Source organism: Frigoribacterium sp. MCBA15_019 (assembly GCF_001864945.1).
GTDB lineage: Bacteria > Actinomycetota > Actinomycetes > Actinomycetales > Microbacteriaceae > Frigoribacterium.
On sequence record NZ_MJGS01000004.1, the window covers coordinates 20,174 to 34,341 of the forward strand.

At 72.6% G+C, this 14,168-nt stretch carries 12 protein-coding genes; 5 read left to right on the forward strand and 7 right to left on the reverse strand.

All coding sequences use genetic code 11. From position 1 onward, the window contains the following. Nucleotides 1-267: 267 nt before the first annotated feature. Nucleotides 268-1,632 (forward strand): globin domain-containing protein, encoded by a 1,365-nt coding sequence (locus BIV04_RS07435; protein WP_083396261.1) that lies wholly within the window; start codon nucleotides 268-270, stop codon nucleotides 1,630-1,632. A 32-nt stretch (nucleotides 1,633-1,664) separates the two neighbouring features. Here the strand turns inward: BIV04_RS07435 and BIV04_RS07440 are convergent, their stop codons facing one another. Together BIV04_RS07440 and BIV04_RS17300 are read right to left on the reverse strand one after the other, a co-directional pair. After that, the gene (locus tag BIV04_RS07440) at nucleotides 1,665-2,834 is read right to left on the reverse strand and encodes a LacI family DNA-binding transcriptional regulator (RefSeq protein ID WP_071255559.1); all 1,170 of its coding nucleotides are present in this window, start codon (nucleotides 2,832-2,834) and stop codon (nucleotides 1,665-1,667) included. Between the two features lie 227 nt (nucleotides 2,835-3,061). Beyond that, nucleotides 3,062-5,542, reverse strand: a complete 2,481-nt coding sequence (locus BIV04_RS17300; protein WP_071255561.1) for a S8 family serine peptidase — start codon at nucleotides 5,540-5,542, stop codon at nucleotides 3,062-3,064. Nucleotides 5,543-5,823: 281 nt separating this feature from the next. Here BIV04_RS17300 and acs point away from each other — a divergent pair, with 281 nt between their 5' ends. The 3 genes from acs to BIV04_RS07460 all read left to right on the forward strand — a co-directional run bounded on the left by acs (nucleotide 5,824) and on the right by BIV04_RS07460 (nucleotide 9,430). After that, nucleotides 5,824-7,881: an acetate--CoA ligase gene (acs, locus tag BIV04_RS07450; protein ID WP_071255563.1), complete on the forward strand. Its 2,058-nt coding sequence runs from the start codon at nucleotides 5,824-5,826 to the stop codon at nucleotides 7,879-7,881. Between the two features lie 90 nt (nucleotides 7,882-7,971). After that, nucleotides 7,972-8,574: a nitroreductase family protein gene (locus BIV04_RS07455; protein WP_071255564.1), complete on the forward strand. Its 603-nt coding sequence runs from the start codon at nucleotides 7,972-7,974 to the stop codon at nucleotides 8,572-8,574. 58 nt (nucleotides 8,575-8,632) lie between these two features. Beyond that, nucleotides 8,633-9,430, forward strand: a complete 798-nt coding sequence (locus BIV04_RS07460; protein WP_071255566.1) for an isocitrate lyase/phosphoenolpyruvate mutase family protein — start codon at nucleotides 8,633-8,635, stop codon at nucleotides 9,428-9,430. Nucleotides 9,431-9,542: 112 nt separating this feature from the next. Here the strand turns inward: BIV04_RS07460 and BIV04_RS07465 are convergent, their stop codons facing one another. The 5 genes from BIV04_RS07465 to BIV04_RS07485 all read right to left on the reverse strand — a co-directional run bounded on the left by BIV04_RS07465 (nucleotide 9,543) and on the right by BIV04_RS07485 (nucleotide 13,487). After that, the gene (locus BIV04_RS07465; RefSeq protein WP_071255567.1) at nucleotides 9,543-10,730 is read right to left on the reverse strand and encodes a YihY/virulence factor BrkB family protein; all 1,188 of its coding nucleotides are present in this window, start codon (nucleotides 10,728-10,730) and stop codon (nucleotides 9,543-9,545) included. A 3-nt stretch (nucleotides 10,731-10,733) separates the two neighbouring features. Then, complete coding sequence (locus tag BIV04_RS07470; RefSeq protein ID WP_071255568.1) at nucleotides 10,734-11,150, reverse strand: DUF3618 domain-containing protein; 417 nt, start codon at nucleotides 11,148-11,150, stop codon at nucleotides 10,734-10,736. After that, the gene (locus tag BIV04_RS07475; protein ID WP_056049738.1) at nucleotides 11,131-11,559 is read right to left on the reverse strand and encodes a phage holin family protein; all 429 of its coding nucleotides are present in this window, start codon (nucleotides 11,557-11,559) and stop codon (nucleotides 11,131-11,133) included. Before BIV04_RS07475 ends, BIV04_RS07470 begins: the two co-directional genes overlap by 20 nt. Next, nucleotides 11,552-11,962 carry a hypothetical protein gene (locus tag BIV04_RS17090; protein WP_071255569.1) on the reverse strand — a complete coding sequence of 137 codons (411 nt, stop codon included), beginning with the start codon at nucleotides 11,960-11,962 and terminating at the stop codon, nucleotides 11,552-11,554. The genes BIV04_RS07475 and BIV04_RS17090 overlap by 8 nt, the downstream gene beginning before the upstream one ends. A 136-nt stretch (nucleotides 11,963-12,098) precedes the next feature. Further along, entirely contained in the window at nucleotides 12,099-13,487 is a 1,389-nt protein-coding gene (locus BIV04_RS07485) for a glycosyltransferase 87 family protein (protein WP_071255571.1), read from the reverse strand. Between the two features lie 103 nt (nucleotides 13,488-13,590). On the opposite strand from BIV04_RS07485, the gene BIV04_RS07490 reads away from it, so the two are divergent. Then, on the forward strand, nucleotides 13,591-14,124 hold the full coding sequence (locus tag BIV04_RS07490) for a MarR family transcriptional regulator (protein WP_255364206.1): 534 nt from the start codon (nucleotides 13,591-13,593) through the stop codon (nucleotides 14,122-14,124). Nucleotides 14,125-14,168 lie beyond the last annotated feature (44 nt).

The following is a 14,168-nucleotide window of genomic DNA, read 5'->3' on the forward strand; positions in this document are numbered from 1 at the left end:
CTCATTCGTCGTCGAGGTGAGCTGGGCCCACTGTAAGCGCATACATCGCGTGTGCGCAAGCAGCGGGGCTCGGCGAGACGGCACGACGTGCCGCTCAGGTCCGGACGTGAGCGGCACGTCATGACGTCTCGGGGTCGCGAGCCCCCGGGGACGAGGAGGCGCGAGGTCGTTCGACGCCGAGCCAACCGTCAGGGGACGCCCGGGCCCGCACGCCAGAATCGGCGTCGGGTGCCGGTCGCGGCACCCCGGCCGACCGGAGGGACCCGCATGGCCAGCACGACGCAGCTGCGAGCACTCCGCGCCTCGCTGCCCGTGGTCGCCGAGCGGGCGCACGACATCGCCGACGACTTCTACCGTCGCCTGTTCGCCACGCGACCCGACCTGCTGCGCGACCAGTTCAACCGGGGCGACCTCGCGCAGGGGCGGCAGCAGCGTGAGCTCGCCCGCACGATCGTGGCGCTCGCGCAGGCCGTCCTCGACGCGGCCCCGGGGTCGACGCGAGGCGAGGGGGCCGACCGGCACCGCGCCTCCTCGGGGGGCCGAGCGCCGGGCGGGGACGCCGCCCGCCAGGCCGGGGCGCCGACCCTCGCGCCGGCGACACCCGGCGAGATCGTCTCGCGGTTGGCCCAGCGGCACGCGGCGCTCGGCGTCACCCGCGACGAGTACGACCTGTTCGAGCGGCACCTCGGCGAGGCGTTCGCGGTCGCCCTCGGACCGGACTTCACAGCCGAGGTCGCCGACGCCTGGGCGGCCGTCTACCGTCAGGCCCGCGACGAGATGGCGGCGACGGTCGAGGCGATCTACCGGCAGGCCGACCTCGAGCCGGGTGACGAGTGGCGCGAGGCCCTCGTCACCGAGCTCCGCGTCGAGGCCGAGGACGTGGTCGCGATCACCCTGGTCTCGGCCGACAGCGAAGCGCTGCCCCGGTATCGCGCCGGCCAGTTCGCGTCGGTGCAGGTGCGGCTGGCCGACGGGGCCCGGCAGATCCGGCAGTACAGCCTGCGCGGCGGGCCCGACGAGCAATGGCGCATCAGCGCACGGTTGCTGCTCGGTGAACCGCCCGCGCCCGACGGTGAGGTGTCGTCGCACTTGATGGGCGAGCTGCAGGTCGGCGACGTGGTGAGCGTCTCGCCCCCGATCGGGTCGCTCACGATCGACGACCTCGACGACGCTCCCCTGTTGTTCGTCTCGGCGGGCATCGGCTGCACGCCCGTGCTCGGCATGCTCGACCACCTGGCCCGTTCCGAGCCCGACCGCGTCGTGACGGCGCTGCACTTCGAGCGCACGCCCGAGCGGCACGCGCACCGCGTCGAGCTCGAGGCACTGGTCGCGTCGATGCCGAACGCGACGCTGCGGGTCAGCTACACGCAGGGGTCGCTGTCGGCGCTCAGCGCGCTGGCCGAGGCGTCGATCGACGGGCCGGGCGTCTACCTCGACCCGATCGACCTGGCCCGGGTCGACCTGACCGCGTCGCACCGGGTGTTCCTGTGCGGACCGGTGCCGTTCATGGCGATCGCCCGGGCGGCCCTGATCGGCCACGGGGTCGACGCCGAGCGCGTGCACTACTTCGTCTTCGGGCCGGACGACGGCAGCGTCACCGGCGCCGACACCGGGCAGGGCGGGCTCGGGTAGGGCCGGGGCCGGTCGGCGAGGAGGCTCGGGGTTCAGAGCGCGGGGCAGCTCTCGCGCAGCAGCACCTCGACCGGCAGGGTGACCCGCTGCGGGGGCGCACCCGGGTCGGTCAGCCGTCGCACGACCGTACGGACGGCGATGCGGCCCAGCTCGCCCATCGGCTGGCGCACCGTGGTGAGCCGGGGCCGGGAGAACCGGCCGGCGTCGATGCCGTCGAACCCCGTCACGAGCACACGACCGGGCACGTCGACGCCCTGCTCGCCGAACACGTCGAGGACGCCGAGCGCCGACTGGTCGTTCGCGCAGAGGACGGCCCGGGGCAGGTCGCCGGCCTCGAGCAGGGCCGCAGCGGCGCGACGACCGCCGGCGCGGGAGAACTCGCCCGGCTCGACCCGGACCGTGACGCGCGCCCCGGCGGCGCGGTGCGCCTCGACGGCCCGGTCGAAACCGGCGTGACGGTCGAGTTCGTCGGGCGAGTCGGACGGTCCGGCGACGTAGGCGACGTCGCGCACGCCTCGCGTTCCCAGCACGAAGTCCGTCAGGGCGTGCATGCCGGCGACGTTGTCGACGCCGACGTGGTCGAGGTCGTCACCCGGCCTCGAGTCGGCGAGCACGACGACGGGGATGCGTCGCGAGACGTGCGCGAGCAGGTCGCCCGGCACCGTCTGGGCCAGCACCGCGAGCCCGTCGACCCGGCCCGCGATGTCGTTGACCATCACCTCGCGGCTCGACCCCCGGCCGGCCGCGACCATGAGGGCGAATCCGCGTCGCCAGGCCTCGACCTCGGCGCCGCGCAGCACCTCGTCGAAGTAGAGGTTCGCCGGGTTCGACCCGTGGTCGGATGCAGGAGGCGCGGTGGGGGTCGTCGAACCGCGGCCCGGGTCGAGGACGGCCGGCGCCTCCACCCGCTCACGGTCGTCGATCAGCGGGATGCGCGACGCATCCGCCACCCGCGCCCAGTCGGGTTCGGGGCCGTCGATGCCGTCGTGGCCCGGCAGGAAGAGCCCGAGCACGCCCGTGCGTCGCCCGGCGAGGCCGCGGGCCGCGCCGCTCGGCACGTAGCCGAGGGCACGCACCGACTCGAGCACCCGGCTGCGGGTCTCGGGGCGCACGTCGTCGGGACGGCGCAGCACCCTCGACACCGTCGCGATCGACACGTCGGCGTGGGCGGCCACGTCGTACACGGTCGGGGCCTTGGTCACGAGAGGTCCTCCAGGCGGGCGGCGGCGGGTCGCGGACCATCCTAGGTCGGACGGTCGGTCGGTGGCCGAGGCCGGGCCGCGCCTCCCGTGCTCGTCGGCCGTCGGCGCCGGTGAGTGCAGTCGGCGACGGCACGAGCCGAGGGCACCGCCCGAGCGGTGGGACGACGAACGCCGCCCGTCCTGTCGTGGACGAGCGGCGTTCGGAGGTGGCCCGGCAGGGCCGTCGGTCACTCCCCGTCAGGGCCGGCGGTCGATCGGCGACGGTGTCGGGTCGCGACGACGGTGGCCGCCCCGACGAGCACCATGAGCAGTGCCGCCGCCGCGAACGGCGTCGGCTCGCTGCCCGTGTAGGCGAGCGCCCCGGTGGCGCGGACGGTCGAGACCGGTACGACACCCGTCGAGACCGGCGTCACCACGGGAGGCGCGGGTGCCACGACCACGGCGGCCACGGAGAAGAGGACCGGCGTCGTGAAGGCCGACGTCGTCCCGTCCGTCAGGGTCTGGACGGCGGTCACCCCGAAGTCACCGACGGGGACGCCGGTCACCGGGAGCGAGAACGCTCCGGTCGCGTCGGTCTGCACGAAGGCGAACGCACCACCGATCGCGGGATCGTACGCGACGGGGTCGGCCGCCACCCGGGCGGACCGGGCCGAGGCCGACGGAATGGTCTGGTCGAGGTCGGCCAGCTGGTCGGCGGTCGCGAACACCACCGTCACGAGGGCGTTCGGCTGGGCCGTGCCGGTCACGGTGACGGTGCCCGGCTCGAGGACCGCACCCGTGACGGGGGCCGTGATGGCCGGGCCCGAGATGGCGGCCTCGACGAGCAGGTCGAGGGTCGCCTCGCTGCCCTCGGAACCGACGAGGGTCAGCGTGGTGACCCCGGCGGGCACGGTCGACGGCAGCTGGGCGAGGTCGTCGACCCGGCCCCGCTCGTCGGCGACGAGTTCGCCGTCGAGACCGTCGATCGTGATGGTCTCGCCGGGCACGAAGTTCGCGCCGCGGATGCGGAAGGGCTTGCCCGCCTGGACGGTGCCGTCGGCGACGGCCACGACCGGGTCGCCGCCGAGGTCTTCGGTGACGGCCGCGAAGGCGTCGACGACGCCCGCGCCGTAGAGGGCGGGGTCACCCCCGCCGTCGGCCTGGCTCTTCAGCAGCGCCTGCAGCTCGGCCGGCGTCGCGTCGGGGTGGGTCGAGGCGAGCAACGCGGCCACGCCGGCGACGTGGGGCGAGGCCATCGAGGTGCCGTTGTAGACCTCGTAGCGACCACCGAAGACGGTGCTGAGGATGCCCGAACCGGGCGCTCCGAGGTCGATGACGCCGGCACCGTAGTTCGAGTAGCGCGCGTCGAAGACGGGCTGGCCGTCGGCACCCTCGCGCAGGGCCGAGACCGTGATCACGCCGTCGATCTCGGCGGGCATGTCGATGCAGCCCTGCGACACGTCACGGCCTTCGACCGGGGTCGAGTCGTTGGGGCTCGTGTCGTTCGTGGTCTTGTTCGCCAGGTCGTAGGCCGAGTTGCCGGCGGCGGCGACGCTCAGCACCCCCTGCGTCTCGGAGTACTCGACGGCACGGGTCACGGCCTCGAGAGCCGGGGCCTGATCGGCCTCGTCCTGGCACCAGAACTCGTAGGGGTCGACGTAGTAGCTGTTGTTGGTGACGTCGAAGCCCTTGTCGGCGGCCCACATGAAGCCGCAGAGCGCGTACTCCGGGTAGATGTAGCCGTCGTAGTTGACGACCTTGACGCTGGCGAGCGTGACGCCGGGGGCGATGCCGACGATGCCCACGCCGTTGTCGGCGGCCGCGATCGTGCCGGCGACGTGCGTGCCGTGCGACTCGCTGTCGTCGACGGGGACCCACGCCGACTGGTCCTGGTCGGGAACGCCGTTGACGGCACAGCCGACCGAGAGGGCGGGGTCGACCTGTCCGGCCAGGTCGGGGTGCGAGACGTCGATGCCGCTGTCGAGCACGCCGACCACGACGTCGGGGTCGCCGGGCGTGATCTCACGGGCCTCGGGCGCACCGATCGCGCTCATGTCCCACTGCTCGGCCTCGAGCGGGTCGACCGGGGCCACCTGCTCGCCGAGGGGGCGGTCGATGCCCTGGGTGCCGGCGCCGGCCGGGGCCACCGTCTCGGCAGCACCGACGGCCGCGGTGCGCGTCGGGCCGGCGGACTCGACGCCCGCCGCCAGACGGATGGCCGTGAGGAAGTCCCCGTCGGACGACTGGGCGGTCAGGACGCCGATCTCGGGGTACCGGCTGAGGACCGTCCCGCCGTCGGCGACGACTGCGGCCGCCGCGACGTTGACCGCCGCCTGGCCGGTGGCCGCCGTGTTGACGACGTAGTTCATGACCACGCCGTCCGCGACCTGCGCGTCGGCCTCGGGCAGTGGTGCGGCCGGGGCCTCGACCGCGTCCGGGGTCTCGGTCGCGTCCACGGCATCGGTCGCGTCCGTGGCGGGCGCCTGACCCGCCGGGTCGGCGATCTCGACCGCGGCGTCGGCGGCGTCCGTCGACGGCGCCTCGGTGACGACCTCGGTCGACTCGGCGGTGGCGGTCGGCGTCTCGGTCGCCTGGCCGGCGACGGAGCCGTCGACCGTGGCGTCGTCGCCGTCGGCCGCGAAGGCGGCGGTGGGTGCCAGGGCGAGGGCCCCGGCGAGCGCCAGCGAGGTCGCGATGCGCGGCCCCCGGCGTGCGGTGTTCCTGATCACGGACGTGCTCCTGCGGGTCGGGTCGTCTCGCCACGGGCACGGAGCGACGGGGCGAGATCGCGATGGCCGGGGATCACCCCGCTCGGCCCCCCGAGATCGGACGGCCCCTCAGCCGGATGTCACCACTTTAGGGGCCGACGTGTTACGACGGGATGACGATTTCCACCGATCCCGGGGGGACCTGGTCGTACGCCTCGTCCCCACCCTCCCGATCGCCCGCGCGTTACGCAGCGTTGCCCCGCGGCGCCCGTCGCCGACGTGCCGCCCGTAGCGTGGGACGCATGGCCACCAGCGACACCATCTCGAACCTGCTCGACGAGCGACGGACCTTCGCCGCGCCTCCTGCGCTCGTCGAGGGGGCCAACGTCACGTCCGCCGAGCACGCGCGGGCGGCCGCCGACCCCGTCGCGTTCTGGGCCGAGGCGTCGCAGCGACTCGACTGGCACACGCCGTGGACGGTCGCGCACACCTGGAAGCCCGTCACCGAGGGGCCCGACGGCGAACTGACCGTGCCCGAGGCCACCTGGTTCGCCGACGGCACGCTCAACGTCGCCGTCAACTGCGTCGATCGGCACGTCGATGCCGGCCGCGGCGACAAGGTCGCCCTGCACGTCGAGGGCGAGCCCGGCGACCGCCGCGACGTCACCTATGCGCAGCTGCAGCGCGAGGTCGTCAAGGCGGCGAACGGCCTGCGGTCGCTCGGCGTGGGAAAGGGCGACCGGGTCGTCGTGTACCTGCCGGTGATCGCCGAGACGATCGTGGTGACCCTCGCCATCGCGCGACTCGGGGCGATCCACTCGCTCGTCTTCGGCGGTTTCTCGGGTGAGGCACTCAAGTTCCGGGTCGAAGACACCCGCGCCAAGCTGCTCGTGACAACCGACGGGCAGTTCCGACGCGGAGGCGCGGTGCCGGTCAAGGCGAACGCCGACCACGCGGTCAGCGGCGAGAACGAGATCGAGCACGTGCTGGTCGTGCGACGGACCGGCGAGCAGACGCCCGACGTCCCGTGGACGGACGGACGAGACCTCTGGTGGCACGACGTCGTCGACCCGCAGCCCGACACCGACGAACCCGAGTTCTTCGGTGCCGAGACCCCGTTGTTCATCATGTACACGAGCGGCACCACCGGCAAGCCGAAGGGCCTGGTGCACACGAGCGGCGGCTACCTCACCCAGGCGAACTGGACGCACTGGGCCGTCTTCGACGCCAAGCCCGACGACGTGCACTGGTGTACGGCCGACCTCGCCTGGGTCACGGCGCACACCTACGAGATCTACGGCCCGCTCTCGAACGGGCTGACCCAGGTGATCTACGAGGGCACTCCCGACACCCCGCACCCGGCCCGACACCTCGAGATCATCGAGCGGTACGGCGTGACGACGTACTACACGGCCCCGACGCTGGTGCGCACGCTGTCGTCCTGGTTCCCCGACGGGCTGCCCGACACCTACGACCTCTCGTCGCTGCGCCTGCTCGGCACGGTCGGCGAGGCCATCAATCCCGAAGCCTGGGTCTGGTTCCACGAGCAGTTCGGCCGGGGCGAGTGCCCGATCGTCGACACCTGGTGGCAGTCCGAGACGGGGGCTGCCGTCATGGCCCCGCTGCCCGGGGCCGACACCCTCAAGCCGGGTTCGTCGCTGCGGGCCCTGCCCGGGCTGTCGACCGCCGTGGTCGACGACGCCGGCGAGCGCGTCCCGAACGGCAGCGGCGGCTACCTCGTGGTGCAGCAGACCGGGCCGGCACTGGCCCGCACGGTCTGGGGCGATCCCGAGCGCTACCGCGACAGCTACTGGGCGACCTACTGGCGGCAGGGCTGGTTCTTCTCGGGCGACGGCGCGAAGTACGACGCCGACGGCGACATCTGGGTGCTCGGTCGGGTCGACGACGTGATCAACGTGTCGGGCCACCGCCTGTCGACCATCGAGATCGAGTCGTCGCTCGTGTCGCACCCGGCCGTCGCCGAGGCGGCCGTCGTCGGTGTGACCGACGAGCGCACCGGCCAGGCGATCGCCGCGTTCGTGGTGCCGTCGACGCGACCGGCAGGAGGCGCGGTGCGAGACGCCGGCGACGCCACCGAGCCGTCGGTGTGGGCTCCGCTCGCGGGGTCGCTCTCGCCGACGCTGCGCGCCCACGTGGCCGATCAGATCGGGCCGATCGCCAAGCCGGCCACCGTACTCGTCGTGCCCGACCTGCCCAAGACGCGCTCGGGCAAGATCATGCGGCGGCTGCTGGCCGACATCGTCGACGGGCGCCCGCTCGGTGATACGACGAGCCTGCAGGACGAGACCGTGCCCGGCCGGGTGGCGGCCGTCCTCGCCGAGGCGACCCGCGCCTCCTGACGTCGGGAATCCCGTGGGGGCGGGCGGAGTTGTCGTGACCGTGGCTCGACGGCGCGCCCACACCCTTGTCAACGAGAAGAAAGCGGCACCATGTCGATCTCCGAGTCCACCGCCCCGTCCACCGTCCGCACCGCCGAGACCAGCGTCCCGATCGTGTCGCTGCTCGACGAGCGCTGGAGCCCCCGCTCGTTCGACCCGACCGCCGAGATCTCGGACCGTCAGCTCGACGCCCTGCTCGAGGCCGCCCGCTGGGCTCCGTCGGCGCAGAACCACCAGCCCCGTCGCTTCATCGTGGCCCGCCGCGGCAGCGAGTCGTTCGACACGATCGTCGGCACCCTGATGAGCTTCAACGCGATGTGGGCCGGCAACGCCGCGGCACTGATCGTCGCCGTCGCCGAGACGTCGACCGTCGAGGGCGACGCCCGCCCGACCGCCGAGTACGACCTCGGCCAGGCCGTCGCCCACCTCACGGTGCAGGCCCACGCCGAGGGCTTCCACACCCACCAGATGGCCGGCGTCGAGTGGGACAAGATCGTCTCCGCCTTCGGCCTGACCGACAACCTCAAGCCCGTCACCGTCACGGCCGTCGGCGTCGTCGACGAGGCAGACAAGCTGATCGAGGCCCTCGCCGAGCGCGAGACCGCCCCGCGCGAGCGCCTGCCGCTCAGCGAGCTCGTCCTTCGGCGCGACTAGTCCCCGCCGAGATCGGCCCGGGCTGGTGCCTGCCAGCCCGGGCTGGTTGGCTGGGCGCATGTCGATCTCCAGCACGGCCGAGAAGGCCGAACTCCTCCGCTCCCTGCACGTCCCCGGCGACCCGCTGATCGTGACGAACGTCTGGGACAGCATCACCGCGCGCATCGTCGCGGGCGCACCGGGCGTGAAGGCCCTGGCCACCGCCTCCCACTCGATCAGCGAGGCCCACGGCGTGGAAGACGGCGAAGGGCTCGACGTCGACGACATGCTGGCCGCCGCCCGCATCGTGATCCGCTCGGTCGACCTGCCCGTCTCCGTCGACTTCGAGAAGGCCTACGCGACCGACGCCGCCGGCACGCTCGACAACGTCTTCCGCCTCATCGAAGAGGGGGCCGCCGGCCTCAACATCGAGGACAGCATCGGCCAGGCCAAGGCACCCTTGTACGACATCGACACCCAGGTCTCGAAGATCGCGGCCGCCCGCCGCGCCGGCGACCGTGCCGGGGTGCCGATCGTCATCAACGCCCGCGTCGACGCCCTGGCCGGCGACCCCGACTCGTTCGACGACGCGATCACCCGGGCCAACGCCTACCTCGACGCCGGCGCCGACTGCGCCTTCGTCCTCGGCCTCGGCACCGAAGACCTCGTCAAGGCCGCCCTCGAGCAGATCCACGGCAAGGTCAGCGTCATCTCGAACCCGTCGTCCGTCCCGCTCGCCCGTCTGGCCGAGCTGGGCGTCTCGCGGGTCAGCTTCGGACCGACCACGATGGGCCTGACGCTGTCGCACCTGCGCGACGCCGCCACGACCCTCACCGCGCGCGGCGACTACCCGTCCGAGCTGGGCTTCTCGTTCTGACGGACGACCGGGCCGGGCACGTCGTCCACGCCCCCTGACGAACGACGCGACCCGCGCCTCCCGAGCTCGTGAGAGCCGAGGAGGCGCGGGTCGCGTCGTGCGGGGACGTCACCTAGTCGTCCTGGTCGCCCTTCGAGCGGTCGCCCTTCGAGGGCCCGTCCTCGGCGCGCTCGTCCTTCTTCCGATCGGATGCGGACGCCTCGGAGCCGCCCTCGCCGTCCGGCTCGGGCACCTCGTCACCGTTCTTCTCGATGGTCGCCGCGGCCGCCTGCCGCAGGCGCATGCCGGCGAGCTCGTCCTTGGCGAGGGCCGCGGCCTTCTTCTCGCTCTGGGCGGTGTCGCGGGGCGGCAGCAGGATGTCGCGCTCGGCCCGGAGGCCGGCCTGCAGCTCACGACCGCGCTCGAGCTCGGCGTCGAACTCGGCCCCGAAGAGCAGGGCGTTGTTCGTGATCCAGAGCCACAACAGGAAGACGATGACCGCACCGAGCGAGCCGTACGTCTTGTTGTAGTTCGAGAAGTTCGCGATGTAGAACGCGAACCCCATGGACGCGACCAACCAGATGAGCAGGGCCACGAGCGACCCGAGGCTCATCCACTTGAACTTCGGCTGCTTGACGTTCGGAGCCCAGTAGTAGAGCACCGCGACGATCACGATGGCGATGATCGCCAGGATCGGCAGCTTGGCGATGTCCCAGACGAAGACCGCGGTGCTGCCCAGTCCGACGAGGTCGCCGACCGTCTCGGCCACGGGGCCGCTGATGACCAGGATGAGCGCCGCGACCACGATGAGCACGACCGTGAACGCCGTGACGCCGAGCATGGTCGGACGGAGCTTCCAGATCGGACGCCCCTCGTCGATGCCGTAGACGCGGTTCATGGCCCGCCCGAAAGCGCCCACGTAACCGGAGGCCGACCAGAGGGCACCCAGTACACCGACGATCAGGGCGACCCCGGCGGCCGGCGAACCGGTGAGCTGCATGATCGGTTCCCGTAGTAGGGCGGCGACGTCCTCGGACCCGAACTGCGACACGAGGTCGAGCAGTGTCTTGGCGGTCGAGTCCGCCTGCCCCACGACGCCGAGCAGCGACACGATCGCCAGCAACGCCGGGAAGATCGCCAGCACCGCGTAGTACGTGAGCGCGGCGGCGAGGTCGGTGCACTGGTCGCGGGTGAACTCGCGCAGGGTCTTGCCCAGCACGTACCCCCACGAGGGCTTGGAGACGTCGGTCAGGTCCTGTGGCTTGCGCGAGTCGTCCTCGTCGGGTGACTGCTGCTCGCGCTCGGTGCTCTTCTGGGCCACGGGTCAGCGCCTGATCGTCTTGACGATGCCGGCGACGAGCGCCACGACGCCGACGGTGCCGGCCGCGGCGGCCGCCACGACGGGCTTCGGGTCGCTGTCGAGGCGGCGCTTGACGCTCGCCTTCAGCCGACGGGCGTGGGCGGGGACGCTCAACTTGTCTTCGATGGCGTCGAGCGTGGCCGCGAACTCTTCACGCGTGCGGGCGAGGTCGAGCTCGATCTCGGGGATGCTCGCGCCGGGGCGGGGCCCGGTGGCGTTCTCGGCGTCCTTGTCGGGCGACGTGCTGCCGTGGGCGTCGGCGCGCTCCTCGGCCGCACGGGCCTCGGCGAGCTCGGCCCGGGGGTCGGGCTCGTCGCCCTTGCCGCGTTTCGCCGTGCCGTGCTTCTCGTGATCGCTCGCGTCAGTGCTTCTCGGAGTCATAGCTGCCCTGCCCTTTCAACGCGCTGACGTCGGCCTTCACGCTGGCGACGGCCTTCTCGGGGGTCGGCGGCACGCCCTTCTTCAAGGCCTTGATGCCGAGCAGCGCGAGCACGGCCGTGATCACGAGCAGGACGGCCGCCACGATGAGCGCCGCGAGCCAGGGAGCGACGACGGTCGCCAGCCCGAGCACGCCGGCCGTGATGAGCACGGCGAGCAGGAAGAAGCCGAACAGGGCGGCGCCGACCAACAACCCGACGCCCACCCCGGCCTCCTTGGCCTTGGTGGCGAGCTCGGTCTTGGCGAGCGCGATCTCGCCGCGGATCAGCCGCGAGATCAGCTCGGGCAGGCTGCCGATCAGCGAGCCGAGCGAACGTTTGGTGCTCTGTTCGGGTGCCTTCAGGTCACTCACCGACCGTCACCCCCGGCAGCTTGTCGTCGTCGGGGCTGGTGCCAAGGGTCTGCTTCTTGACGTCGTCGGCCTTCTCGTTCACCTTGTCGGCAGCCTTGTGCGCCGCCTCGGTCGCCTTGGCGGCGGCCTTGTCGGTGGCGTCCGAGCCCTTGCCCGAGACGGACTTCGCCTTGGAGCCGACCGCGTGGGCGGCGTCGTTCGCGACGTCCTGAGCCTTCTTGGCGACGACCGGAGCGTTCTCCTTCACGAAGCCCTCGGCCTGCTGCACGCCCTTCTGGACGGTCGGGTTCTCCCACAGGCTCTCGGCCTGGTTCTTGATCTTGACGTAGGCGCCGCGGCCCGCGCGGGCTCCGAGGACGTACCCGACGGCCGCTCCTGCGACGAAGAGGATCTTGCCTTTCATGAGTGCTCCTTGGTTCGTGGTGGCAGGTAGGCCTCCCACGGTGGCACGAGACGGAGCACGCGGCCCAGATTGGCCGGGCATCCGTGGACGACGCCACCCGTCGGCACGCGGGGGACGAGCCGCCCCGACGCCGCGGTCAGGAGGCGCGGGTCGCCACCAGCGGGACGCGCACCTCGAGCGCGTCGCTGCGCACCGTGGCGACCGCCAGCCGCACGAGTCGGGCCGTGCACCAGCAGAACAGGACCACGAGCAGGGCGTTGCGGGCGCCCAGGACGAGCACGGCCACCGGGTTGAGCTCGATCAGCGGCCGGTAGAGGATCGGGAAGACCAGCGTCGTGAGCCCCGAGGCCCAGGCGGTCAACACGGCCGGCGTCCGGAACGTCTCGGGACGCGCGGCGTACCCGACGGCCACGATCGGGACGATCCAGAGCAGGTACTGCGGCGAGCCCACCTTGTTGAAGACGACGAAGGCGAGGGTGAGGGTCAGGGCGCCGAGCAGCACCGTGTCGAACTCGTCGCCGCGGGCACGAGCCGGGACGACGGCCACGGCGTCGGCGGACGCTGCCGACCCGCGCCTCCTGGACGAACCCCACCGGGGCAGGCCGAAGCTGGCGACGGCCAGCACGCCGGCCAGGAGCACGAGGACGGCGAGCATGACCTGGGTGCTCTCGTTGATCATCCAGGTGTCGCCCGGGCCCATCACCTCGCGCGTGGCGAGGGCGACGTTCTGGTAGACCGAGGCGCCGGGGACGCGCAGCATGGCCATCCACAGCCAGGGCGTCGAGAGCGTCGCCTCGAGCTGCAGGGCCCGCCCCGACTGCATCGTCACGAAGCTCGTGAGGTCGTCGGCCCCCCGGCCGAGCAACACGCACGACACGACGACCATGGTGACGAGCACGCCCCCGCGCAGCACGACCGCCCGGTGACGCGACCCGACGACGACCGCCGCGATGACGGCGGCGGGCCAGACCTTGATCCAGGTCGCCGCGGCGAGCAGCAGCCCGGCCACCCGCGGACGCGTCGACAGCAGCATCAGGGCGGCGACGACCAACGGCGCACTGAACCCCTCGAGCCGCAGGAACGCCACGGGGCTGAGCAGGAGCGTCACGAGCAGCCACCACCAGGCGGCCCGGTTGTCGACCGTGTGACGACCACGGTCGGTCAGCAGCCAGAGCGCGACGGCGTTGAGGGCGGTCAGCAGCGCCAGCCAGACGAACTGGTAGTGCTGTTCGCCGAAGACGTTCGGCAGCACGATCGGCACGACGGCCCCGGCCGGGTAGACCCAGGAGAAGTCGAGGACGGGCCAGACCCCGTCGCTCAGGGCCCCCGTCGCCCAGAGCCGGTACAGCGGCAGGTCGCCGCTGACCCCGCCGCCGATCATCAGCGGCGTGAGCGCCAGGAACACGGCGGCGTGCACGGCGACGAAGCCGTAGAGCAGGCCACGCGGATGCGCCTGCACGCGCGACCAGGTACGGCGCAGTCGCGTGGGGAGGGGCGCAGGCGCGACGGCGCTCGAGGTGGTCACGCCTCGAATGTACGGCCGCGGCCTTGCCGTTGTCTTTCCGGCAGGTGAATCCATCGGAAGATCCCTCTCGAGACGGAGGTACGACCGGTGTACGGTGCCGTCCATGGACCGACGACGTTCCGAAGACGGAGGCGAGGTCACCCCGCCGACCGATGACACGCACGCACCTCTCGACCTGGGCAGCGTCGACGACGACCTGGCCGTCGACCGGGGGCGCCCGATCGGCTTCTGGCTGAAGCTCGTCGACGGGCTGATCGACCGGCGCTTCGACGAGGTCCTCGACGAACACGGGGTCACGCGCCGGCAGTGGCAACTCCTGAACCTGCTCGAGCGCGGCCCGGCGACCCGCACCGCCCTCGACGGGGCCGTCGCGCCCTTCCTCGACCCGGCCACGGGTGAGTCCAGCTCGGACCACCTCGCCGAGCTGGTGGAGAGCGGCTGGGTGGACCTCGCGACCGACGGGGTCGGCGACGACCGCTACGCGCTCACCGAGCGCGGAAGCCTGGCGCACCGCAAACTCGTCGGCGTCGTCGAGGGCCTCCGCGACGAGACGGTCCGGGGGGCCGAGCCGGGCGCCTACTCGACCACCGTGCGGTTCCTCCGTACGGCGGCGCTCAACCTCGGCTGGCGCCCCTGAGCGTCCGGCCCGCCCGACCCGGCGGGCCGAGGGGCGACGAGCGC